General features: G+C 32.9%; 23 protein-coding genes. 12 read left to right on the forward strand and 11 right to left on the reverse strand.

All coding sequences use genetic code 11. The features are described 5' to 3' along the window. Nucleotides 1–47: 47 nt before the first annotated feature. The 5 genes from IHE43_RS19105 to IHE43_RS19125 all read right to left on the reverse strand — a co-directional run bounded on the left by IHE43_RS19105 (nt 48) and on the right by IHE43_RS19125 (nt 4,548). Nucleotides 48–1,250, reverse strand: a complete 1,203-nt coding sequence (locus IHE43_RS19105; RefSeq protein ID WP_192185379.1) for a hypothetical protein — start codon at nt 1,248–1,250, stop codon at nt 48–50. A 4-nt stretch (nt 1,251–1,254) separates the two neighbouring features. Beyond that, nucleotides 1,255–1,815, reverse strand: coding sequence for a hypothetical protein (locus IHE43_RS19110; RefSeq protein ID WP_192185380.1), 561 nt, complete (start codon nt 1,813–1,815; stop codon nt 1,255–1,257). Nucleotides 1,816–2,105: 290 nt separating this feature from the next. After that, nucleotides 2,106–2,561 carry a hypothetical protein gene (locus tag IHE43_RS19115; RefSeq protein WP_192185381.1) on the reverse strand — a complete coding sequence of 152 codons (456 nt, stop codon included), beginning with the start codon at nt 2,559–2,561 and terminating at the stop codon, nt 2,106–2,108. Between the two features lies 1 nt (nt 2,562). Further along, nucleotides 2,563–3,933, reverse strand: coding sequence for a hypothetical protein (locus IHE43_RS19120; protein WP_192185382.1), 1,371 nt, complete (start codon nt 3,931–3,933; stop codon nt 2,563–2,565). Between the two features lie 201 nt (nt 3,934–4,134). Next, on the reverse strand, nt 4,135–4,548 hold the full coding sequence (locus IHE43_RS19125) for a helix-turn-helix domain-containing protein (RefSeq protein ID WP_192185383.1): 414 nt from the start codon (nt 4,546–4,548) through the stop codon (nt 4,135–4,137). Nucleotides 4,549–4,760: 212 nt separating this feature from the next. Between IHE43_RS19125 and IHE43_RS19130 the strand changes: the two genes are divergently transcribed. Beyond that, the gene (locus tag IHE43_RS19130; RefSeq protein WP_192185384.1) at nt 4,761–5,084 is read left to right on the forward strand and encodes a hypothetical protein; all 324 of its coding nucleotides are present in this window, start codon (nt 4,761–4,763) and stop codon (nt 5,082–5,084) included. Between the two features lie 1,693 nt (nt 5,085–6,777). Here the strand turns inward: IHE43_RS19130 and IHE43_RS19135 are convergent. The 3 genes from IHE43_RS19135 to IHE43_RS19145 all read right to left on the reverse strand — a co-directional run bounded on the left by IHE43_RS19135 (nt 6,778) and on the right by IHE43_RS19145 (nt 12,212). After that, nucleotides 6,778–7,137, reverse strand: a complete 360-nt coding sequence (locus IHE43_RS19135; RefSeq protein ID WP_192185385.1) for a hypothetical protein — start codon at nt 7,135–7,137, stop codon at nt 6,778–6,780. Next, nucleotides 7,138–8,511, reverse strand: a complete 1,374-nt coding sequence (locus tag IHE43_RS19140) for a hypothetical protein (protein ID WP_192185386.1) — start codon at nt 8,509–8,511, stop codon at nt 7,138–7,140. A 260-nt stretch (nt 8,512–8,771) separates the two neighbouring features. After that, the gene (locus IHE43_RS19145) at nt 8,772–12,212 is read right to left on the reverse strand and encodes a methylmalonyl-CoA mutase family protein (RefSeq protein ID WP_192185387.1); all 3,441 of its coding nucleotides are present in this window, start codon (nt 12,210–12,212) and stop codon (nt 8,772–8,774) included. A 293-nt stretch (nt 12,213–12,505) separates the two neighbouring features. Here IHE43_RS19145 and IHE43_RS19150 point away from each other — a divergent pair, with 293 nt between their 5' ends. The 4 genes from IHE43_RS19150 (at nt 12,506) to purU (ending at nt 16,546) form a co-directional block, all read left to right on the forward strand. Continuing rightward, nucleotides 12,506–14,104: a murein L,D-transpeptidase gene (locus IHE43_RS19150; RefSeq protein ID WP_192185388.1), complete on the forward strand. Its 1,599-nt coding sequence runs from the start codon at nt 12,506–12,508 to the stop codon at nt 14,102–14,104. Between the two features lie 108 nt (nt 14,105–14,212). Next, nucleotides 14,213–14,632, forward strand: coding sequence for a cytochrome c oxidase assembly factor Coa1 family protein (locus tag IHE43_RS19155; RefSeq protein WP_192185389.1), 420 nt, complete (start codon nt 14,213–14,215; stop codon nt 14,630–14,632). A 248-nt stretch (nt 14,633–14,880) separates the two neighbouring features. Continuing rightward, nucleotides 14,881–15,600 (forward strand): DUF4197 domain-containing protein, encoded by a 720-nt coding sequence (locus IHE43_RS19160; RefSeq protein WP_192185390.1) that lies wholly within the window; start codon nt 14,881–14,883, stop codon nt 15,598–15,600. A gap of 91 nt (nt 15,601–15,691) precedes the next feature. Further along, complete coding sequence (purU, locus tag IHE43_RS19165; protein WP_192185391.1) at nt 15,692–16,546, forward strand: formyltetrahydrofolate deformylase; 855 nt, start codon at nt 15,692–15,694, stop codon at nt 16,544–16,546. A 314-nt stretch (nt 16,547–16,860) separates the two neighbouring features. On the opposite strand, the gene IHE43_RS19170 is transcribed toward purU, so the two are convergent. After that, nucleotides 16,861–18,354 (reverse strand): catalase, encoded by a 1,494-nt coding sequence (locus IHE43_RS19170; RefSeq protein WP_192185392.1) that lies wholly within the window; start codon nt 18,352–18,354, stop codon nt 16,861–16,863. A gap of 697 nt (nt 18,355–19,051) precedes the next feature. Between IHE43_RS19170 and IHE43_RS19175 the strand changes: the two genes are divergently transcribed. The 3 genes from IHE43_RS19175 (at nt 19,052) to IHE43_RS19180 (ending at nt 21,102) form a co-directional block, all read left to right on the forward strand. Continuing rightward, nucleotides 19,052–19,807, forward strand: coding sequence for an aldo/keto reductase (locus IHE43_RS19175; protein ID WP_255513806.1), 756 nt, complete (start codon nt 19,052–19,054; stop codon nt 19,805–19,807). A gap of 1 nt (nt 19,808) precedes the next feature. Continuing rightward, entirely contained in the window at nt 19,809–20,063 is a 255-nt protein-coding gene (locus IHE43_RS23900) for an aldo/keto reductase (protein WP_255513807.1), read from the forward strand. Between the two features lie 118 nt (nt 20,064–20,181). After that, nucleotides 20,182–21,102: an AraC family transcriptional regulator gene (locus IHE43_RS19180; RefSeq protein ID WP_192185393.1), complete on the forward strand. Its 921-nt coding sequence runs from the start codon at nt 20,182–20,184 to the stop codon at nt 21,100–21,102. On the opposite strand, the gene IHE43_RS19185 is transcribed toward IHE43_RS19180, so the two are convergent. Both IHE43_RS19185 and pyrF read right to left on the reverse strand, forming a co-directional pair. Then, a complete protein-coding gene (locus IHE43_RS19185) occupies nt 21,099–21,899 on the reverse strand; it encodes an ABC transporter substrate-binding protein (protein ID WP_192185394.1) in 801 nt (266 codons plus the stop codon). The two genes, IHE43_RS19180 and IHE43_RS19185, sit on opposite strands and share 4 nt — an antisense overlap. A 139-nt stretch (nt 21,900–22,038) precedes the next feature. Further along, nucleotides 22,039–22,902, reverse strand: a complete 864-nt coding sequence (pyrF, locus tag IHE43_RS19190) for an orotidine-5'-phosphate decarboxylase (RefSeq protein ID WP_192185395.1) — start codon at nt 22,900–22,902, stop codon at nt 22,039–22,041. 226 nt (nt 22,903–23,128) lie between these two features. On the opposite strand from pyrF, the gene IHE43_RS19195 reads away from it, so the two are divergent. From IHE43_RS19195 to IHE43_RS19210, 4 genes are all read left to right on the forward strand, one after another. Continuing rightward, a complete protein-coding gene (locus tag IHE43_RS19195; protein ID WP_192185396.1) occupies nt 23,129–23,602 on the forward strand; it encodes a Dps family protein in 474 nt (157 codons plus the stop codon). Between the two features lie 104 nt (nt 23,603–23,706). Continuing rightward, a complete protein-coding gene (locus IHE43_RS19200) occupies nt 23,707–23,892 on the forward strand; it encodes a CsbD family protein (RefSeq protein WP_192185397.1) in 186 nt (61 codons plus the stop codon). Nucleotides 23,893–24,048: 156 nt separating this feature from the next. Beyond that, nucleotides 24,049–24,600, forward strand: a complete 552-nt coding sequence (locus IHE43_RS19205; protein WP_192185398.1) for an AraC family transcriptional regulator — start codon at nt 24,049–24,051, stop codon at nt 24,598–24,600. 20 nt (nt 24,601–24,620) lie between these two features. Next, nucleotides 24,621–25,070, forward strand: coding sequence for a response regulator (locus IHE43_RS19210; RefSeq protein ID WP_192185399.1), 450 nt, complete (start codon nt 24,621–24,623; stop codon nt 25,068–25,070). Nucleotides 25,071–25,076 lie beyond the last annotated feature (6 nt).

Consider the following 25,076-nt stretch of genomic DNA (forward strand, 5'->3'; position numbering starts at 1 on the left):
AAAAATAAAAGCAGCTCAAGCCCTGCTTTTTATTTTTTGTTTTTTCTTTAATTTGTTTCAGTAATAATTCTATACAATTCTTCACAATAAGTAAACTTGTCATTTTGCTGGGTTCTTTTATTTTCCTGCCCAGTTTCGTAAACCGAAACCTGAAACCAAAATAATACCCTAATAGCCATATTACGGGTTAAAAGATTTTTGTTGTCTAACTTCATAGCATTCAAATCCTTAATTTCAGATTTCCAAAACTTAAAATTAGTATTACTCTTAACTGATTTTAATTCCTGGTCAAAGCGAAGCGAAAGTTTATCTAAAATTTCATTTTCCCAAATCTTTATTTTCTCCATTGTTGCTATTTCATCTTTATACACTCTGGATTTTTTGATTTCGGCAATCTTAGCTCTTAGAAAATTGTCTTCATTTGTATTAAAAAATGTAATTCCTTTTTCGTAGGCATTCACCGAAAGGATCATTTCTTTATTCGCCTTTAAACTATCAGCTATTCTCAAATTGGCATGATAAATTCTTTTAATAATTGTATCGTTCTTTGGTCTTATATTTTTTCTATAGGCCTGAATTTCCAACCAGTCAAATGCGCGAAGCATTTCAGATTGTTTAGACCAAACATGGTTTTCATGAGAAATAAAAAGTGTGTTTACAATCTTTACATTATCCAGCCAATCTTTATTTTCTATCATTTCCTGATAATTCATATCTCTGTCTCCAACCATACCTACATAGGAGAAATTATTAGAAGGAGGTATAAACTTATCCATACCATTAAAAGAAGCGCTACAAGCAATAACCCCTTGAAAAGCACCCGTGGATATGCCAAAAAAACTAGCTAATCTTGCTCCACCCGAAAAACCTGCTATGTAAAGTTGTGAAGTATCAATAGCATAGGTTTGCAATACCTCATCAAATAATCTATTGGCAATAGCAACATTAGTTTGGGTTGATCCATTTCTTGAAGTATTAGAGCATACCAAAATATAATTGTACGTTTCTGCAGCCAGAATAAATGGCTCAATTCCTTTTTTACCTCTCCCGGCAGGTTCAAAAATAAAGACAACTGCCAATGGGGTTTTAGCATCGTATTTTTTAGGAAAATATATTGCATAAGATTCCGTTGGAGCAGTTGCAATTTTCACCGAATCGATAATAACTTCCGTTTGTAATAATTGCTTATTTTGAGCATAACCCAAAAACGTAACAAAAAGAAACAGAATGTAATAGATGGTATTTTTCATAATACTAAAATATAAAAAAACCTCCCATTTCTGAGAGGTTTCTATATAATTTAAAAAACAAAATTACATATTTCTTGTATACTCGAAACCAAACTTTGCTTGCACAAATAGGATGCTCACGCCAGTCGGGAAAAGATCTGGTATCTTCTGCTAAATAAAAATCAATAATAATTTCCTTTTTATTATGGATATCGATAAAATCCGTCTCAATTGTATGATAATACATAGCGGCTAAATCTATTTGAAAAGACTTTCCTTCAAGATTTCTAGTTTTAAAAGAGTATTCTCCATCGGCTGTAGTGAGAAATTTAAAACAACCTGCTTCTGCTACTGCATACTGTAATGGTTTACGTGTTTTCAGGTCAAAAACATGTCCGCGTATAGTAACTACATCAAAAACTTGTCCGCGGAAATTAACAGTTTCATTTTCGCATTTTGATCGATTTTTACCTACTATCACCATATATCTCCCTTTGTTATTAGTTGGTAACTTCCTTTTAAGAGAAGAACATCCAGCTAAAACAAACAAGCAAACAATCAATAGTATAAAAGTATATCTTTTCATAGATAATATTTATTTCGAATTTAACATGAAACAAACTATTTCAAGTTATTGAGTTCTTTCTGCATTTGATCATGAGACCAACCAGTGGTACAATCAAACATAGGCCTATCATTTATAGCCAAGTAGAAATCAATTATTACTTCTTTCCTGTTATAGATATTAATAATATCAGTTTCAAATAAACAATACACCGTTGACGCGAGCGTCCCGTTCGTGAACGCAATGATCAGAACAAGCGGCATGCTCGCGCCAGCAGGACGAAAATTATTCAATACTTTCGAATATTTAGATTAGTACGTTATAAATAAACTTTCATCTCCCTTAGTAATATAATCAAAAGAAAATATCTTATCATTTATCACAGAAAAATACATTACAGGATTATTTTTACTTATCAAAATAAAAATATTATCAGATGTTTTAGAAAAAACAGCTTTAACACCTTTGTACTCATTATACGGCACGACAGAAAAATTTGCTGGATTAATCAAAGAACTTTTTTCCTTTTTTATTTTCTTTAAATGCTTATCAAGAATTTTTATTCTATCTTCAGTACTATATTTTGTATTATTAATGGGTTCAAAATATATATAGTTATCGGCAATAAATTTTGTATTATTCTTTTCAAAAAAAACGGCTTTTACAAAATGATTTATGACCATTTCATTCGTTTTGTTCTGACTTTCAGCAACAATTGTTTTTAATAAAAACATTATGACTAGTAAAATAAATTTATATTTTTTCATTTTAACATCCTCCTTTCTTTTTTGGGGCATTCCCTCTAGTTATATTTTTACTCACTCCATTTGGAGCACTCATATTTCTTATATCCTGACCTAAATCCCCCGGATTTCGGCCTTTAAAATTTACAATAACAGCATTATAAGAACCTGTAGTTTTTGGTAAATTTAAGCCTCCTTTTTCAGCTGCTCCAATTGCAAAATCGCTACAATTATAATTATTTAGGTCATATGTTTTAGAGTAATTATTAATATAATTAATCACATTTGCCAATTTAGCAGCATCAATTTCAACCGAAATACTTACATGGTACAAAGTACTATTATTGTCGTGTAGTTCACTGTTTTGAGAAGATATAAGTGAAGCGTTTGGGCTGTCTGGGTAAAATCCCAAAACACGTTGTATTGTCCCTTGTTGAATACCAATAAAGGCATGACCAACTCTGTTTTCTCCCATTTTATCCCTTGTGTTCTCATTTGGCTGTTGAACATAAATAGTTAATACAGCAGGTTTAGTTTTATCAAAACATTTTGTTTCTTCTTTAGGGTCAACTTTCTGTCCCTCTATGTTAATAACAATGGAAGTTGCCGTTCCACTTCCACCACTACTCGCCCCACCACCGTTTGGCGAAGTATAACCACCTGTATCACCACCACCACTTACAGGAGAACGCGGCCCATAATATTCAACTGGACTTCCTTTACTTGGAGCATTTACAGGAACTTCTCTTAATACTGTTCCTGGAAGATTTATTGATGTTGAAGAATCGCCTCCTGACTTACCACCACATCCACCATCGCCAAAATCAGCGTAAACACAAGGAGCTTCAATTGGAGCTTTATTTGTTGAATTTCTCTTAGTATAATCTATAACTTCTACAACACCAGTTTCTATAACTTGATTGTTCTCAAATCTGGCTGCTCTAACAAAACCAGTCTTTAAATCCCAAACACTAATAAAACCAGTAAAGTTACCGCCATCAATAGAATGACTGCTTAACGGAACATATTTATTAGTAGCAATTTCGTAAACTAACGCCTTGTAATCTTCCTTGCCTGTCTTGTAAATATACAATCTTTGCTCCCAAAATTCCCTGTCATCTTTTTTAGATTCAATTATAGGTACAATTGTTGTTTCTGTGCCATCTTCTGAATTTGTGATTTTTGCTTCATCCCAGTTGTACTGTAAACTATCTAACAAAAAATAATTCTCACCTTCGGATTCATATTTGTCAAACCACTTTTGTGTTTCTTTTAATTTACCGTTTGAATTCCCGCCTTGTTTTTCTAAGTTCTCATCGCTGGCACAATTAGCAGACAGCATAAGAATGCACAAGAAAAGTGTAATTCTCTTTAAAAATTTAATTTTTTGGTTCATAATTTTAAGGTTTTAGATTAATTAAAACCAAATTATGACACTAAAAATCAAACACTTGACACTTAAAGATTAACGAATATTAATATAAGACATTTTTTTTAACGCTAAATTATTTACAATATTTAGCCAATTTTGAAATATCCTGACATAATTTTAAATAAAAAAACCTCCCATTTCTGAGAGGTTTATGAATTAATATCTTTATTTCTGCTTTAGTAATTTCTCTAAATATTCGATTTTGTCTTTTTCAGCCTGAAGTAAACGTTCGTAGAGCTTTTTATTTTCTTCTACTGTTTCCATTAACTTATCTAATGGATTAAAAGTGCAATTATTATTATTTCCAAAATGGCTATTATTCACAGCTTCATGAAAACTATTGAAATAATTAATAACTCCTTCTTCCGAAAAATTCTTAATTGCTTCTACCGTTACACCAAGTGCTTTTGCCACTTCAATCAATTTTGCCTCATCGATAGTCTCGCTATTTTCCAGAGCTGATATAGCTTGTTGGTTTGTTCCTAAAGCTTGTGCCAAAGCTTCCTGTTTCATATCACGAAGTTCACGAATACGGCTTATTTTTCGCCCTATATGGTTTGGTTTTGTTAGTGTGCTCATAATTCAAAGATAATAATTAAGTATAATAACCTCAGCGGCAAAATGTAAAAAACATATTTAGTACTGTACAATACGGCTAAAAATGATTGGGTACAGCACCATCTATTGCTTTCTTCGCCGGGCTAAACAAAAGTACGATTTTTCTTTCGATAAAATTATAAAAGTCAAGTTGTAAAACGTTTAACAAGATACAAATTAAAAATATACGCCTTATGAAAACCAATGAAACAGAAACTTTAGAAAGACTAAGAACATTAACTGCCTTACATTTCCGCACCTTAAAACCTGCCAATGACGAATCTAAAACCTATACCGCCCAAATTAATGTTTTAAATTATTATGAGTTGGGTTGCATCATCAGCGATATGATAAAATTATGCATTTTGGCACTCGATCACGATATGCATAATGTTGGAGAAAAGAAAAAACAATCTATTAATGTGAGTTTGATTTTAGAAACTGTTTTACAGCTGTTTCCTTTGGATGAAATGGAGTTTTTGAGTTATGTTGGGGAGATGGTTGGTGAAAAGTCTTAAATTATATAACCGTATATTCATTGGCTGGCGCGAGCGGGACGCTCGCGCTAGCGGGGATCATAAATTTACAAATATTTTAAAACCAGCATGTTAATTTAGAAACAAAAAAACCTGCTCGAGTTAACGAACAGGTTTTACAGTTAAATTATAACAAAAATAACAATCATACTTATTGTATACTATATTTTAATTATTAATAAACTTTTCGAAAATTTTTGATTTATCTTTTTTGATTTAGTTTTATAACCCCTATTGATGATATTATAAAAGTCAAAAAAAGAAATAAAAACAAAAAATCGATTCTTTTATAATTAATTATTAAACTAGGTATCTGTATTATTAATAAACCTAAAAAGCAAAAAAGTAAAATTTTATTGTTTTTACTAATAAAAAAAACAACTAAAGTAGCCAATATAGGTACAACAAAAAGTCCTTGCCAAAATATCGGATCTAAATGACCAAATATGCTCATAATGAATAGCCATAAACAATATAATAAAAAAGCAAAATATGGAATTCCATTTTCACTAAGTCTTGGTAGCATTAAAAATGAAATTATTGCTACTATTTTTAGAATTTTTATTAAGGACATATTTTTTTTATTTAGATGCGTTATTGGATGCTGAAGTATGATTTGGAAGAGTGTTTAATATATTTACCACAGTGTTTGGAGTGTCAATATATCCTGAAGTTGAAATACCGGCTATATTCAATACATGAGTAGCAAAATCAAAACAATTATTAAAACTTAAATCATATGTTGCATTTTGGTATGTCTAAGATAAATTTATTATTTGCTGCAGTTGTGTGCCAGTAATACTCATGCTAGCTGAAGAAACTCCGCAACAGTGCATGCTCAACACGAGGGAATTGGTCTAATATTTATTTTGATGATTCCTTACTAATTTGTATAAAAAATCTATTGCAAAAAGCACAAAGAAAATAATATTAAAAATGTTGCAACTGCTGTATAAGTGAATGCATAATAGGTGTCATGTATATTGATATCTAACATAAATTCTGTTGGATAAATATAGCCGTAAATTAACAGTCCTATACCTAAAATTAAAAAAGTGTAAATAAAGTATTTCATAATCTTGTATAATATTCATGCAAAAAGAATGCATTAAAAAAAGTAAAATCCTCCGCTAGCGCTGGACACACGACAGCAGGGGTCAATAAAATAAAAGCAAAAATTGGAGTGTATATTCCCATTTTAAAGTTCAAATCTATTTACTTTTTTTATAAATTTTATACAATAAATATATTACTGCTATCCAAAATATAATACATAATATCTGCCATATAAATAGCATAATATTAAAATCGTCTATTATTACCATTTCCATAAATACAATTTTATTTTACTCTATTCCCTAAAATTTTAATTTTTGGTTCATAATTTTAAGGTTTTAAATTAATTAAAACTAAATTATCACTTTGACACTAAAAATTTAAAAAACATTAAAATAAGATATTTTTTTTTTAACAATAAATTATTTACAATTTTTAATCAGTATAGAAACATCTTGACATAGTTTAAACAAAAAAACCTCCCATTTCTGAGAGGTTTTTTGTTTTCAGTTAATCCACTTTAGTTTAAAGGATTAGAAAATCATTCAATATCCTCTAATATATTAATATTCTGGATTAACAATCTGCACGAGCGAGACTCGCGCGCCAGAGGGGGGATTTAATCATAAATTGTTCTAAAAATATATGCAACACGATAATATTGGTTTTGGTCTTCTAAAAAAACATAAAAAACATTTTGTTTATTTGGATTATCATTTTTGATGATATTATTCAAATCATTTCTGTCAATGTTTACTTCTAATTTTCCGTTACCAACAATAAGAGAACTAGAACTAAAAAATATTTTTCTTTTATTTATTAATATTCTAAAACCTGATATTTCTTGCTCATCACCTTTTACCCTGTACGTAATTTCATCCATCTTTCTGTTAAATTTAAAAACATAAATATCATCTTTTTGTTGAGAAAAAATAGTTAAACTTGTTAATGCAAGGATTAATAAAAATAGCTTTTTCATTTATTGACAATTTTTAGGAGCTTTGGATAACCATCTATTATAAGTATCTAAAATAATCATTTTTTCCAATGTACTCTTTGTTTGCCATGCCTCGGTTCCTTGTAACCCAATCCAAGCCATAGCCTCATATTGTTCTTGTGTCAAACTATTATCACATCCTTTTAAAAATGATATTATCGTTGCTCTATATTGATTTGCCATTTGTTCATGCTGCATACCGTCTATACCATATGTTGCATAGTAACGATATAATTCTGGATAATCATTATTGGTTAAAGCTTGATATAATTTATCGCTATCAATTTCGCCTTTAGTTGATGCTATATATAAGAGTTTTTTGAACATTTCAGCATGAATCATTTCATGAATAAAAGTTCTTGCAATTTCTAAAGCAGGCTTATTATTTAAGGTGTTTTCATTGAAAGTTATTGTAATAAGGTAATTTATTGGCGGGTCAGTTTTAGCATTGACATCGACAGGTAAATTGCTGGTTGCTGCTAATTTTAAATCTGCTATTGAAAAATCATTATCAAACTTTTTCAAATAACTCTGAAAGATTGAGGAACCTCCTAATTTAGCAAATAATCCAGACAAACAAGGGTTCTTAGAAAAAGAAGGGTCTTGGATTACTAGGTTTGGAATAGTTGTGGCTGAACCACTACTTGCCCCACCACCAGGCGAAGTATAGCCACCTGTATCACCCCCACCAATTACAGGACCACGTGGCCCGTAATATTCAACTGGATTCCCTTTACTTGGAGCATTTACAGGAACTTCTCTTAATACAGTTCCAGGAAGATTTGGTGCTGAATTATCACCACCTGACTTACCACCACATCCACCATCACCAAAATCAGCATAAACACAAGGTGCTTCAATTGGAGCTTTATTTGTTGAATTTCTCTTAGTATAATCTATAACTTCTACAACACCAGTTTCTATAACTTGATTGTTCTCAAATCTGGCTGCTCTAACAAAACCAGTCTTTAAATCCCAAACACTAATAAAACCAGTAAAGTTACCGCCATCAATAGAATGACTGCTTAACGGAACATATTTATTAGTAGCAATTTCGTAAACTAACGCCTTGTAATCTTCCTTGCCTGTCTTGTAAATATACAATCTTTGCTCCCAAAATTCCCTGTCATCTTTTTTAGATTCAATTATAGGTACAATTGTTGTTTCTGTGCCATCTTCTGAATTTGTGATTTTTGCTTCATCCCAGTTGTACTGTAAACTATCTAACAAAAAATAATTCTTACCTTCGGATTTATATTTGTTAAACCACTTTTGTGTTTCTTTTAATTTAGCATTTGAATTCCCGCCTTGTCTTTCTAAGTTTTCATCATTTGTACAATTAGTAGAAAGCAACATAATACACAAGAAAAGTGCTATTCTCTTTAAAATTTAATTTTAAGGTTCATAATTTTAAGGTTTTAAATTAATTAAAACCAAATTATCACTCTAAAAACCAAACACTTGACATTAAAAGTTTAAAAAACATCAAGATCAGACATTTTATTTAACAATAATTTATTTACGATTTTAAACCAGTATAGAAATATCTTGACATAATTTAAACAAAAAAACCTCCCATTTCTGAGAGGTTTCTTAAATCTATAAAACAGTAAAACTTACATATTCCTTCTATACTGCCCACCAACTTCAAACAACGCCGAAGTAATCTGACCTAAAGAACAAACCTTTGTAGCTTCCATCAAATGGTCGAATAAGTTTTCGTTTTTAATCGCGGCTTCCTGTAGTTTATTTAAATGCTCATTAACTTTTGCTTCGTGAAATTGATGCAAATTCTCAAGCATGGTGATTTGATATTGTTTTTCTTCTTCGGTGGCGCGAATTACTTCTGCCGGAATTACCGTTGGAGAACCTTTTGAGCTTAGGAAAGTGTTTACACCGACAATTGGGAAATCGCCATTGTGTTTCAACGTTTCATAATACAAACTTTCTTCCTGAATTTTAGAACGTTGATACATGGTTTCCATTGCACCAAGAACTCCGCCTCTTTCTGTAATTCTGTCGAATTCTTGTAAAACCGCAGCTTCAACTAAATCTGTTAATTCTTCAATGATAAACGATCCCTGAATTGGGTTTTCATTTTTCGCTAAACCTAATTCTTTATTGATAATCAACTGAATCGCCATTGCTCTACGAACTGATTCTTCTGTTGGAGTTGTAATTGCTTCATCGTAAGCATTCGTATGCAATGAATTACAGTTATCGTAAATCGCATACAAAGCCTGTAAAGTGGTTCTGATATCATTAAAATCAATTTCCTGAGCGTGTAAAGAACGACCAGAAGTCTGAATATGGTATTTCAACATTTGTGCTCTTTCGTTGGCTCCGTATTTGTTTTTCATGGCTTTCGCCCAAATTTTACGTGCCACACGACCAATCACTGAATATTCAGGATCTACTCCGTTGGAGAAGAAGAATGATAAATTCGGTCCAAAATCGTTGATGCTCATACCACGGCTCAAATAATATTCCACGTAAGTGAAACCATTTGAAAGCGTGAAAGCCAACTGCGTAATTGGGTTCGCTCCTGCCTCTGCAATATGATATCCTGAAATCGAAACCGAATAAAAATTACGAACGTTTTTGGTAATAAAATATTCCTGAACGTCACCCATTAATCTTAGAGCAAATTCAGTAGAGAAAATACAGGTATTTTGCGCCTGATCTTCTTTCAAAATATCGGCCTGAACCGTACCACGAACTTGTGATAATGTTTTAACTTTTATTTCATTATATACTTCCAAAGGCAAAACCTCATCTCCGGTAACACCCAAAAGCATTAATCCTAAACCGTTGTTTCCTTCCGGTAAATCGCCTTGGTATCTTGGACGTTCTGTTCCTTTTTCCTTGTATATTTTGTTGATTTTAGCTTCAACTTCTTTTTCAAGATCGTTGGCTTTGATGTAATATTCACATTGCTGATCAATTGCCGCATTCATAAAGAAACCTAACAACATTGGCGCTGGACCGTTGATGGTCATACTTACTGATGTTAAAGCATGTACTAAATCAAAACCTGAATACAGTTTCTTGGCATCATCTAAACAACAGATCGAAACTCCGGCATTTCCAATTTTTCCGTAAATATCCGGACGAATATCCGGATCGTTTCCGTATAAAGTCACACTATCAAAAGCGGTCGAAAGTCGTTTTGCCGGCAATCCTGCACTCACATAATGAAAACGTTTATTGGTTCTCTCAGGTCCGCCTTCTCCTGCAAACATTCTTGAAGGGTCTTCGCCTTCACGTTTAAACGGGTATAATCCTGAAGCAAACGGAAATTCACCAGGAACATTTTCCTGTAAATTCCAACGTAAAATATCGCCCCAGGCCTCATATTTAGGTAAAGCAATTTTCGGGATTTGTATATGTGATAAACTCTCTGTATGTGTTGCGATTTTTATTTCTTTATCGCGGACCTTAAAGGTGTAAACCGGATTTTTATATTTGTTTACTTTCTCGTCCCAATTCAGGATAATTTCCCAATTGTACGGATCTAAATCCATTTTTACTTTATCAAATTGATTTAGTAAAAGGTTTAAAAAGATTCTGTTTTCGTCATGTGCTTCGGTTGCGCTAGGTAAAACAGTTGCATCATCGATTCCGGCTTTATTGATTTCTGGAATTTTACCAGAAACTGATTCTATCGTTTTGAAGATTCCGTATAATTTCTGTGCTACTTTTTGCTGTGAAAGCGCACTTTCATCATAACTTCGGTTGCTTTCTGCAATTTCAGACAAATAACGTGTTCTGTGTGGAGGAATTACGAAAATTTTCTCGCTCATTTCACGGGTAATTTCAAAAGTAGAATGTAATTCTGACTCTGTTTTTTCGACAATTTTATCCATGATCGCTTTGTAAAGCGTATTCATTCCCGGATCGTTAAACTGCGAAGCAATTGTACCGAAAACCGGCATATCATCCGGATTCTTATCCCATAAATTATGATTGCGCTGATATTGTTTTTTAACGTCACGAATGGCATCTAAAGCACCTCTTTTATCAAATTTATTTAAAGCTACCAAATCAGCAAAATCAAGCATGTCGATTTTTTCTAATTGAGTTGCCGCTCCAAATTCAGGAGTCATTACATATAAGGATACATCAGAATGATCCATAATCTCTGTATCTGATTGTCCGATTCCCGAAGTTTCTAAAATAATTAAATCGTATTTTGCTGCTTTTAGAACCTGAATCGCTTCGGCAACATATTTAGACAACGCCAGATTAGATTGACGAGTCGCTAATGAACGCATATAAACACGAGGGTTATTAATAGCATTCATTCGGATTCTGTCTCCTAACAAAGCTCCTCCTGTTTTTCTTTTCGAAGGATCGACAGAAATCAATCCGATTGTCTTTTCAGGGAAATCAATTAAAAAACGACGAACCAATTCATCTACCAAAGATGATTTTCCTGCTCCGCCCGTTCCTGTAATTCCCAAAACCGGAATTTTAGAATCGGTATTATTTTCGTGAATTTTATCAAAAACAGGTTTTGCAATTTCAGGGAAATTCTCTGCCGCTGAAATCAAACGTGCAATTGCTGTTGGAATTTTATTTTCGATGTGATCGATTTCTCCATTTAGTTTATCTCCAATTGGATAATCTGACTGTTGCACCAAATCATTTATCATTCCCTGTAGTCCTAAAGAACGACCATCATCAGGAGAATAAATTCTGGTAATACCATATTCATGTAATTCTGAAATCTCGCTTGGCAAAATTACGCCGCCGCCGCCGCCAAAAATCTTTATATGTCCCGCTCCTTTTTCATGAAGCAAATCATACATATATTTAAAGTATTCATTATGCCCGCCCTGGTAAGAAGTCATTGCAATAGCATTGGCATCTTCCTGAATAGCGGTATTAACCACTTCTTCAACGCTTCGATCGTGACCTAAATGAATTACTTCCACTCCGGTGGACTGAATAATACGACGCATAATATTGATCGCGGCATCGTGTCCGTCAAAAAGAGACGCTGCGGTGACAATTCTTACTTTATTTTTAGGAATATATGGTATTTGTTGTTCCATTTTATGAATATGATAATTTTAAGGGAGCAATTTACAAAATATTTTAATATTTGATTACTCTCATAGCTTTATGTTAACAAAAAAATGAATAGTTTTTTCTTCCAGAGGGTAACAATTTGGTACACTATCTTATATAATTTATATAAACCTACAAAACATGGCAATTTCGCAACTTTAAAATAAAATATAACAACATGTTTACCAGCACACTAAAGTAATTTAGCATCGTAGAAAGCCCCCAAATTTTTACCAAAAAACTTACTTATTAAAGTAATAACGTAAAAATTAAAAAAATGAAAACAATATTTCCAATCGCCGTAATTCTAGTTACGAGTTTCTTTATTTCATCTTTTAATAACCTTGATATAAGTGATTTAAACAAAAAAGAAACTTTAACTCCTAATTACACTTCTACTAAAAATGATGATGTAGTAGATAGTGAACATTTAAGTGATTTTTTCAAAAGATATACTGAATTGAAAAAATATCAAAACGACGTAATCTCCTTGTATAAAAACAGATCATATGGAACTATTTGGTTTGAAAATGGAAAAATGACTCAATATGGACAATTATTGTATACAAAATTGAATAACGCTAGTTATGAAGGTGTAGGAATTCCGTATAAAAATGAGATTGATCAAATTTTCGATAAAACAGCAACAGAAAAACCTTCAAAAACAGACTCTGATATGCTTTTAAGTGCAGCTTACATAATATACGCTAATCATGCATTTGAAGGAGTTGATATTGAAACAGTTAAAAAATCAGAATGGTTATTACCTAAGAAAAAAATATCACGTGATACTTTAGCCGCTTCTGCAAAAACAAAACCAGAAGCGCAGAAAACCAGAGTAGTACAATTTGATCAATACTACAAACTTCAGGATGTTTTAAAAAAATATAAAAAAATAGAGCAAGACAACACCTGGACACCTATAAAAGTAGAAACTCCTTATAAAGATATCAGACCTGATGCAAAATCAGTTACTGTGGCCCAGATCAGAAACCGATTATTTGTAATGGGAGATTTACAAAATGACTCTAAAAGTGATTTTTATGATCAGGAATTAATGGATGGCGTAATGAAATATAAATTACGTAACGGTTTAAAACCAAATTACATTATCTCTGAAGCTAACATTAAAGATATGAACGAGTCAATACAGGAAAAAATAAAAAAAATCACCATTAACATGGAGCGTTGCAAAGAGATTTATCCAACATTATTAACGGATACAGAATATATAATGATTAATGTTCCTTCTTATGAGTTAGTTTATGTAAAAAACGGTAAAATCGAATTGGAATCAAAAGTTTTTGTTGGTTCTCCGTTAACTAAAACTACTATTTTTAACGGAAACATTGAAAAAGTGGTTTTTAGTCCTTACTGGACAGTTCCGCAAAGTATAGTTGACAACGAATTGAAATCTAAAATTGCGTCAGATCCTAATTATTTGGCAGAACATAATATGGAAATGGTAAATGGTCAGGTAAGACAAAAACCAGGTCCTGATAACTCATTAGGTTTAGTAAAATTTATTTTCCCAAATCCAGATGATATCTATATGCACGATACGCCTGCCAAAACATTATTTGATTTTGAACAAAGAACTTTTAGCCACGGTTGTATTAATGTAAGCAAAGCCAAAGAACTTGCCATTGCAATGTTGAAAGATTATCCGGAATGGACTGCTGATCGAATCGACAAAGCTATGGATGGCCAGGCAGAAACAACTTTTAAACTGCCAACTAAAGTGCCGATCTATATTACTTATTTTACAACATGGGTAAAAGAATCTGGCGAAGTAAGCTTCTTTCAGGATGTCTATGATAAAGATGCAGATTTAAATAAAATCCTTTTCCCTCAGGAAACTCTTGTAAGCAATTAATAAAATACCTTTTTTAGAATTAGGGTAATCTTAGAATTTGATTTAGAATTTGGAAGAAAAACAATATCTTTCAAACGTTAAACTCAAATCTAAAATTACCCTTTTATTATGGAAGATAATTACACAGAAGTTAGAAAAAACTGGTGGGACAGAAACTGGAAATGGTTTGTACCAACGGGATGCTTAGGTCTTTTAGTTCTTTTTGGATTGTTTATAGCAGGAATATTTTTCGGAGTCACTTCGATGATGAAAGATTCTGATGCCTACAAAGGAGCAATGACTATAGCACAACACGATAAATTAGTAAATGACCGACTTGGAACTCCTATTGAGTCTGACGGGATGGTGAGTGGAAATATCAGCATCAATAATGATACAGGAAACTGTGATTTACAAATTCCGATAAAAGGATCTAAAGGCAAAGGAACCGTGTTTGTGGTTGCCGAGAAAAAAGGAAAATGGGAATACAGTGAACTGTCGGTTTACATTAATGCTACGGAGGAACAAATTGATTTGTTGGCTAAGTAAGTTTGCATCTAGATTTTTTTCACGCAGATTTGCGCGGATTCTAGCAGATTAAACGCCGATTTTTTATTTTCCTTCTTCTTTGCTCTTTTTTCTATATTCTAAAATCTATATTCTATATTCTAAAAATCTAAAAACCTCACAACCTTTTAAAAAAGTTATTTCTGAAACAAATTGTTACTGCTCCCCAAATAAAATTGTGGCTTTGTTTTTGAATAAGTAGTATTTTTGAAACTCATAAAACCCAAATCATGAAAAAGATTTTATTATTAGCCCTTACATTCTCGCTTACATCTTGCGCTGAGATGCAACAAACATTAAATCAGTTCCCACAAATTTCATCTCAAATTCCGGGAGTTGGCGGTGTAGATATTGCTGGCGGATTGAAGGAAGCCCTAAATAAAGGAATTACCCAACAAGTAAGTAAACTAACTGCTGTTGATGGTTTTTATAGAAATGAAGCCGTAAAGATTTTATTGCCTTCCGAATTGCAAAAGGTAGATGCTACATTGAGAAAAATAGGATTAAGCTCTCTTGCTGATGAAGGAATCAAAGTATTGAACCGCGCCGCAGAAGATGCTGTAAAAGAAGCGACTCCGATTTTTGTTTCGGCAGTAAAGAACATGTCTTTTACTGATGCTAAAAATATTTTGCTAGGAAACGACAGCGCTGCAACAAGTTATTTACAAGGAAGTACGACTACGGCTTTGTATGGAAAATTTAATCCCGTGATTAAAAATTCTTTTGCAAAAGTGGGTGCCGATGCTGTCTGGACAAAAATCATAACCAAATACAACACTATTCCGTTAGTAAAAAAAGTTAATCCAGATTTAACTGATTACACAACGAATCAGGCTTTGGCTGGTGTTTTTAAAATGATTGCCGTTGAAGAAAAAGAAATCCGTAATAATATCAGTGCAAGAACAACTCCTTTATTGAAAAGTGTTTTTGCCATGCAGGACGGAAAATAGATTTGATGTTTTACTGTTTAATCGAAATTATCGGTCAGGCTTTTAAACGATTAAACAACAAAACAATTAACCGATTAACCAACAAAACGAAATGCAAAAAATCACTATTCTGATTCACTGTAAAGACCAAAAAGGAATTATAGCTGCAGTGACCACTTTTATAGCCAAAGTAGAAGGAAATATCACCTATATCGATCAGCACGTTGATGTGGAGCAAAATGTATTTTTTATGCGATTGGAATGCGAATTAACCAATAGCCACATCACTATTGATGAACTAAAAGCTGATTTTGACCAAACTATTGCAGCCGACTTTAATATGTCGTGGGATTTGTACAATCAGGAACAAAAACCAAAAATGGCCTTGTTTGTATCGAAATACGATCATTGTTTGTTTGATATTTTGGGGCGTTACAGCGCAGGTGAACTGAATGTTGAAATTCCGGTAATTATTAGCAATCACAACGATTTACGATCTATTGCAGAACGCTTTGATATTCCGTATCACTGCGTACCTTTTACTAAAGACAATAAAGAAGAAGGTGAAGCCAAACAAATTGAATTACTGAAAAAATATCAAATCAATTTTATTGTTCTGGCGCGCTATATGCAGATTATTACGCCTAAATTGATTTCCCTTTACGAGAATAAAATTATTAATATTCACCATTCGTTTTTACCGGCTTTTCCGGGGGCAAAACCTTATCATTCGGCTTTTAAGCGCGGAGTTAAAATTATTGGTGCTACCAGTCATTATGTTACAGCAGAATTAGACGAAGGACCAATTATTGAGCAGGATATTGCAAGGGTTTCACACATTCATTCTGTTGATGATTTCATCATGAAGGGACGTGATCTGGAGCGTATTGTTTTGGCTCGCGCTATCAAATTGCATGCTGAACGTAAGACGATGGTATATAGTAACAAAACAGTTGTTTTTTCTTAGACGTTATTAACCGCGAAAGTTTTTTACCGCAAAGTGCGCGAAGGTTATTCTTTTTGTTTTTACCTAAACTTTAAAAAGTTCGCAAAGGCTGTTGTCTATTATAATTTGACGGTGGATTTTAATGATTGAACTGTTTTCACTGGTTTTCACTCAGGACCTAAAAAATTAAACTGGACTTCAGTCCGGTTTACACAAAATATTTAACGATTTATAAATTAAGTTGTTTTTATATCACAGAACAAACCCGACAGGTTTTAAAACCTGTCGGGTTTGTTATTTTATTCTGAGTAAAAAAGCTTAGAACCTCAGAATCTTTACCTAACAACAATCGACAATCTTGGATCGTTAAAGTTATTTACCTGTTCCATTGTTAATCCCAACGCATGTGCTACACCTTCTCCGTATGCGGGATCGGCTTTGTAGCAATTTCTAATGTGGCGGATCTGAATAAAAGGTTGCGCCCCTCCTACTTGTCCTGCAGTATTTTTGAACAGTAATTGCTTTTTTTCTTCTGTTAGTAAACGGAACAACAGGCCTGGTTGGGTAAAATAATCATTATCATCTTCCCTAAAATTATGTGCGTAGGCATCACCATGAAGTTTTAAAGGCGGTTCTTTAAATTCAGGTTGCTCCTGCCATTCTCCAAAACTGTTTGGCTCATAATGTTTGCGGCTTCCGTTATTTCCGTCTACACGCATTGCGCCATCGCGATGAAAAGTATTATAAGGACATCTTGATAAATTTACCGGAATCTGATAATTATTTACACCTAAACGATAACGGTGCGCATCTCCATAAGAGAATAAGCGGGCTTGAAGCATTTTGTCCGGTGAAAAACTAATGCCTGGGGGTACATGCGCCGGATTAAAAGCAGCTTGTTCTACTTCGGCAAAATAGTTTTCCGGATTTTTATTTAATTCGAACTCACCAACCGGAATCAAAGGAAAATCACCTTTTAACCAAACTTTAGTTAGATCGAAAGGATGAAAACGATAATTCTCAGCTTGTTCTTCTGTCATGATCTGAACGAACATTTTCCATTTTGGAAAGTTTCCTTCTTCGATCGCATCATATAAATCTCTTTGATGGCTTTCTCTGTCACCACCAACTAATTTAGCAGCCTCTTCATCAGAAAGATTATCAATTCCTTGCTGTGTTACAAAATGAAATTTCACATAATGTCTTTCATTTTGATGATTTATGAAACTAAAAGTATGACTACCAAATCCATGCATTTGTCTGTACGATCTCGGAATACCTCTGTCGCTCATAACGATCGTAATTTGGTGTAAGGCTTCCGGCAATAAAGTCCAAAAATCCCAATTGTTATCAGCACTTCTCAAATTGGTCCTTGGATCACGTTTTACAGCATGATTCAAATCGGGAAATTTCATTGGGTCCCGGAAAAAGAAAACGGGCGTATTATTTCCCACCAAATCCCAGTTTCCTTCATTGGTATAAAACTTCATGGCAAAACCACGAATATCTCTTTCGGCATCAGCGGCACCTCTTTCTCCTGCAACAGTTGAAAAACGTACAAACATATCAGTCTTTTTACCAATTTCCGAAAATAAGTCGGCTCTCGTATATTTTGTAATATCATGAGTTACCGTAAATGTCCCATATGCACCAGAACCTTTAGCGTGCATTCGTCGTTCCGGAATTACTTCACGATCAAAATGCGCCATTTTTTCTAAAAACCAAAAATCTTGTAATAAAACAGGTCCGCGAGGCCCGGCTGTTTGAATGTTTTGATTGTCCGGAACCGGAGTTCCGGTTGCAGTTGTTAATTTTTTGTTTGAATCCATCTTGCTGATATTTAATATTTTATCAAATATACAAACTAACACTTAGCATATTCATAAGTAAAATTGATTGTTATTATATTTTAATAACCAAAATCAATATATAGCTATAAAATCCTCAAAATGACCTCTTAAAAAATCTTAACTTATGTCCAACAAAGTAATAACAAAACCTTAACAGCAAAACATTGATATATGTTAGATCTTTGTCATGTAATAAACTGGTTATTTATTATTTTGGTTTTGGTTAGTTAAATGATGCCGGCGTCTTCGAGATGCCGGCATTCTTTTTTTGTTTCAAATTTACTTTACTTTGAACATAAATTTACCGCAAAGTGCGCAAAGATTTTTTATATAACTGTATGTTCAGAAGAAAGGTAAAGTTCGCAAAGCCAGATCAACTGATAGCTTTGTGAACTGTGTGTTTTACGACAACTCTACAGGAAAAAAAAACTTTGCGCTCTTTGTTTCAAGTTTAAGTTTTAAGGTTTTCTTCCACAGAGAGACACGGAGCTATTTAATAAAAACTTTGTGGAACTCTGTGGTAAACTTTGTGTACCTCTGTGTTAAAACTATGTTCACAGAAAATCTGAACAAAACCTCATTTTGGATACAACTACACGAGATTTAGATACGTTGCAAAAATATTATTAACAGAACTTTGCCTTATAATTTTCAAACTAAAATTAAAAAAGAAATTATGAGTACGATACAAGAAATTAAATTAGGAAATCAGGGACTTATAGTTCCCAATATTGGTTTAGGCTGTATGGGTATGACTCAAATTGCCGGAATGGATATTTATGGCAAAGCCGATGAAAAAGAAGCAATTGCAACTATACATCGTTCTCTTGAATTAGGAGGCAACTTTTTAGACACAGCCGATCTATATGGACCGTTATATAATGAACGATTAATCGCCAAAGCCATACAAGGCAATCGCAATGCTTATACTATTGCTACCAAGTTCGGTTATGAAATTGACGATAGCGAACAACTTACCTGGCAATTTAATGGCAGAAAAGAATATGTAAAAAAAGCGGTGGAACGTTCTTTAAAAAACTTAGGAACTGATTATATTGATTTGTATTATTTACACCGTCTGGATCCTAAAACGCCTATTGAAGAAACCGTGCAAGCGATGGCTGATTTGGTTAAGGAAGGAAAAGTAGGTTATATAGGTTTATCTGAAGTTTCCTCTGAAACGATTCGTAAAGCACATAAAGTACATCCTTTAACCGCAGTACAAACGGAATATTCCTTATTCGAAAGAGATGTAGAGGAATCTGGAATTTTAGATACATTAAAAGAATTGGGGATTGGTTTTGTGGCTTATTCTCCACTTGGCAGGGGTTTTATTTCGGGAGAGATAAAAACTCCTGACGACTTTCCTGATAATGATTTCAGAAAAACGATTCCGCGTTTTCAGGGAGAGCAATTTCAAAAAAAATATTGAATTGGTAAATGAAATCAAAAAATTAGCAGATGAAAAACAAATCACCGCTTCTCAATTAGCACTTTCCTGGATTGCTACAAAAAACATATTAGCAATTCCCGGAACAAAACGTGTCAAATATGTAGAACAAAACATAGCTGCTGCGCAAATGGTTTTAAGTGAAGCAGAAATGAATCGACTTGAAGAAATTATTCCTCTTGGCACGTCAACCGGGGCCAGATATGACGAAGCAAATATGGCTGGTATTGATCAATAATCAGGATCGGCTTTTTGAAAATCATTAATCCACAGGAAAAGTTATCTTTACGATAGCTTTTCCTAAATATATTTCCTGATATATTTAATTGATATACTTTTTCTTAAATATTTTTACAATGAAAAAAGAAGTTTATATTCCACATCAAATTCAGTCTATTTCCGAATTGCATTCTTTATTAAAGATTCCAAAACCGGAACATCCTTTGGTTAGTTTTGTAGACTTAAGTAAAATAACATGTCATTTTGATGATAACCTTAAGAGTGTTGTATATTCGTTTTATACGGTATGTATCAAAAAAGGCTTTAAAGGAAAAATGAAATACGGCCAAAATTTTTATGACTTTGATGAAGGTGTAATGACGTTTATGTCGCCTGGGCAAGTAATTTCAACCGAGGTAACTGTAGACAGTGCTGTTTATGGTGCAATGTTAGTAATTCATCCTGATTTTATCCAGAATTATGCTTTGTCTAAAAAAATTAAAGAGTATGGTTATTTTTCCTACGCTGTGAACGAAGCTTTACACCTTTCTGAAAAAGAAGAAATAATGATTACGGGAATTATGAAAAATATTGAGCAGGAATATTGTTCTTCAATTGATGCTTTTAGTCAGGATGTAATGATTTCTCATATCGAGTTGCTTCTTAATTATTGCAACCGATTTTACAACCGACAATTTATTACTCGAAAAAATGCCAATAGTACGCTGTTAGGTCAACTTGAAAATATTTTATCTGATTACTTTGAAGGAGATAAAGTTCAAAAATTGGGACTTCCCACCGTCGCATATCTTTCTGATGAATTGCATGTTTCTCCTAATTATTTAAGTGATATGCTACGGGCGCTTACAGGTCAAAGCACACAGCATCATATACACAATAAAATAATAGAAAAAGCAAAAGAGCTGCTTACAACGACTTCTTTAAGTGTTAGCGAAACAGCTTTTCAATTGGGTTTTGAATATCCACAGTCCTTTAATAAATTATTCAAAAGCAAAACCAATGTTTCCCCTTTAGAGTTCAGGAGTTCATTCAATTAATTTTTCAATCTTTCATGAAGAATTTTAAAATAAGGGAAAGCCTTTAAAAGTCGGCTACCGTGCCAGGAGAACATTTCGCCGTCTACAAATATGGTTTTTGCGTGATGCGTGAAACGTCCTATTTCGAAGGCATCTTCTTCTTTAAATGGATATGGTTCTGACGAAAGGAAAACCAAATCGGGATCGCCTTCCAGTCGCATTCTTTTTAGCTCAATTTCAGGATAACGGCCTTTATCTTCGTAGATATTCTGAAAATGATTCAGCTTTAATAATTCATTTATATAAGTATCTTTTCCTGCCACCATGTATGGGTTTTTCCAAATAAAATACGCTGCTTTTTTCTCTGGAATATCCTGAATATATTTTTTGAAATCGCTCAGGGCGAAAGTTAATTTGTCGTTCCATTTTTGGGCTTCGGTTCTGCAATTAAACAATTGACCGAAATCTGAAATAATCTGAAAGTTATCTTCAACAGAAACTATATTTGTTACCCAAACCGGACAAATGGCGCTTAATTGTTCTACGATTTCAATTGTATTTTCTTCTTTGTTGCAAATGATAATATCGGGTTGAAGCAATTTTATTTTTTCAAAATGAATCTTCTTGGTTCCGCCAACAATTTTCTTCGTCGACTTTAAATGATAAGGATGCACACAAAACTTCGTGATTCCGATGATTTTTTCTTCCAAACCTAAATCATACAGTAATTCAGTTTGAGAAGGAACTAACGAAATAATTCGTTTTGGAGCCGCTTCAAAAGAATGTAAAGTACCAAGCTGATCTTTTAATTGTTTCATGTTTTTTGTTTCCGATTTCAAATTGTTGGACTGTGGATTATACCACAGAGATTCACGAAGGTTACTCGCAAAGTATAATAAATTACTTTGTGAATCTCTGTGAAAAAACTTTGTGAATCTCTGTGGTAGAAAATTATGTTCAAAGTAAAACTTTAAACCTGAAACTAAGAATCCCTTCCATTTCCTGTTGCGCTTTCAACGCTTCTTCTCTTGCTTTTTCGGCGAAGTCAATTCCTTTTGAGGCGTAGATAATCGCTCTTGCAGAGTTTACCAATAAACCTACTTTATCATTCATTCCGTATCTGCATACTTCCGATAAACTTCCGCCTTGTGCGCCAATTCCGGGAACTAATAAGAAACTGTCAGGAACTATCTTTCTGATGTCTGCAAAATACTCTGCTTTGGTAGCACCGACCACGTACATTAAATTTTGGCTATTTTTCCATGTTTTAGAGGTTTCTAAAACCTGTTTGTATAATTCTTTAGCTCCGCTCTGTTCGGCTTCGCCTCGAGTTCCGTTTATAGTTATAGTTTGGAAATCAAAAGCACCTTCATTAGACGTTAAGGCCAACATGATCGTATGTTTGTTTTCGAAAGCCAGAAAAGGTTCAACCGAATCTTTTCCCATATAAGGAGCAACGGTTACACTATCAAAATTTAAATCTTCAAAAAAAGCTTTTGCATACATGCTTGATGTATTCCCGATATCGCCACGTTTTGCATCGGCGATGGTAAACATTTCAGGGAAATTTTCATTGATATAATTAATTGTTTTTTGCAATGACATCCAGCCTTTTATGCCATACGCTTCAAAAAAAGCAGTATTAGGTTTGTATCCCACAGCCAAATCGTGTGTAGCGTCGATTATGGCTTTATTGAATTCGAAAATAGGATCTTCAGTTTGTAATAAATGAGGTGGCATTTTTGTTAAATCCGGATCAAGACCAACGCATAAAAATGATTTTTTTTGTAGAATTTGTTCGTGTAGTTGTTGTGTTGTCATATTGTATTTTACTATTGCGGCAAAATTACAAATAAGTTATGAGTTTTGAGTTATGAGTTAGAAGTTATAAGCGAAAGGAAAGTCAATGTTAAACCTGAAACTCATAACTTATACCTGAGAACTCTCAACCAGCACATTGAATTCCTATAACATCTTCTCAAAATTATATAAGATAAAAAAGGAACCGCTAAGTTATTTTTGTAAAACAACCTTAAATCAAGCAATTATGAGCCCAAATATCGGAATTAGTCCAAAGAATTTAAAAAAGAGCACGAACATATTAGCCACTATTTTATCGAACGAAATGACTTTGTATGTTAAGACCCGAAAATTTCATTGGAACATTTCAGGAAACAGCTTTATGGAATTGCACAAATTGTTTGAAGATCAGTACCGCATTTTAGAGGCCAATATTGATGAGGTTGCAGAACGTATTAGTCAGCTTGGTGAAAAAACGATTGGAACCATGAAAGAATTTATTGAAAATTCTACTTTAAAAGAATCTCCAAAAGAATATGCCTCTCAAAAAAGCATGTTGGAAGAACTCTTAGAGAATCATGAACAATTAGTTACGGAATTTAGAAATTACATTCCTGTTTTTGAAAATGAAAATAACGACATTGGCTCAGCCGATTTTATAACAGGCCTGTTGCAACAACATGAAAAAATGGCCTGGATTTTAAGACGTTATCAAGTTTAAAAAATATACAAATGTGAATTATACAACAGTTAAACGAATAAGTGTAACAAAGAACTAACTCACATTTTGCAATTTTACATCCGAATAATACAAATAAAAATATTATGAATACTACAGAAATTAAAGGGAACTGGAACGAGTTGAAGGGAAAACTTAAACAAAAATACGCAGATCTTACAGATGATGATTTAATGTACGCTGAAGGTAAAGAAGATGAAATTTATGGAAAACTTCAGCAAAAATTAGGTAAGACTAAAGAAGAAGTTCAACAAATCATTTCAGATTTGTAAAATCTTCTAAGTCAGCCAGGATACCGTCTAATAAAAAAACATTAGACGGTATTTTTTTGATTTTTTTTGCTATATTGTTACAATACTTGACGTATAGGATGGGAATTTACCCCAGAACCAAAAATAAATTAATTATCTTTAACCAAATTTTTAAAAATGAAATTATTTATAAAGTTCGACATAAACACCATTTGTTCTCTTTATTTAAAACAAAATCTTGAAGAGCAAAATGTAAATTTTAAAACTTTGGGGTTTGGTGAGATTGAAATTGAAGATAATCTGGATGTTGAAAAACTCGAAGCTTTAAAAGAAAACTTAGCTCCACATGGTTTTGAAGTTGTTGAAAATCAAAAAAGTGTTTTGGTTCAAAAAATTAAGGATGCGATAATTGAACTTGTTTTCCTGGAAGACAGTAACAATTATAAAAGTTCTGTGTTTTTAGCAGAAAAATTAAACCACAGTTATGGATACTTGTCCAATGTTTTTTCGGAAGTAACCTACTCTTCTATCGAAAATTTTATCATTTTACAAAAAATTGAAAGAGCCAAACAATTAATTATTATTAATGAAATGAGTTTGACCGAAATTGCTTTTTTACTAAATTACTCAAGTGTAGCACATTTAAGTACACAGTTTAAAAACACTACCGGAATTACGCCATCGGCTTTTCAGAGAATCATTAAAAAACGAAGAGAAAATTTAAAATAAAATCTAAATACTATACTAAAATGCAAAAAAACGCATTAAATATTTTATTGGCTGATGATGACGAAGATGATCGTCTTTTTTTCAAAGACGCTTTTGAAGAAATCAAAATACAAACCAAAGTACAATTTGTTCATGATGGAATGCAGTTAATGGATCATTTGATGGATCCTGAAAACAAATTACCGGATATCTTGTTTCTGGATTTGAATATGCCAAAAAAAACAGGTAAAGAATGTTTGATTGAAATTAAAAAAACAGATCGCCTAAAAAACATTATTATTGCCATCTACTCTACTTCATCATCTGAAGAAGATATTGAAGACACTTTTGTACAAGGAGCTAATATTTACATTAAAAAACCAAGCGATTTTAATACACTTAAGAAAATTATCAATGAAGTCGTGACCGTTAACTGGCACTATCATACATCAGGTTTGAACCGTGATAACTTTTTGTTACGACTAAAATAATATGCA

Source organism: Flavobacterium sp. MDT1-60 (assembly GCF_014844035.1).
Taxonomy (GTDB): Bacteria; Bacteroidota; Bacteroidia; order Flavobacteriales; family Flavobacteriaceae; genus Flavobacterium.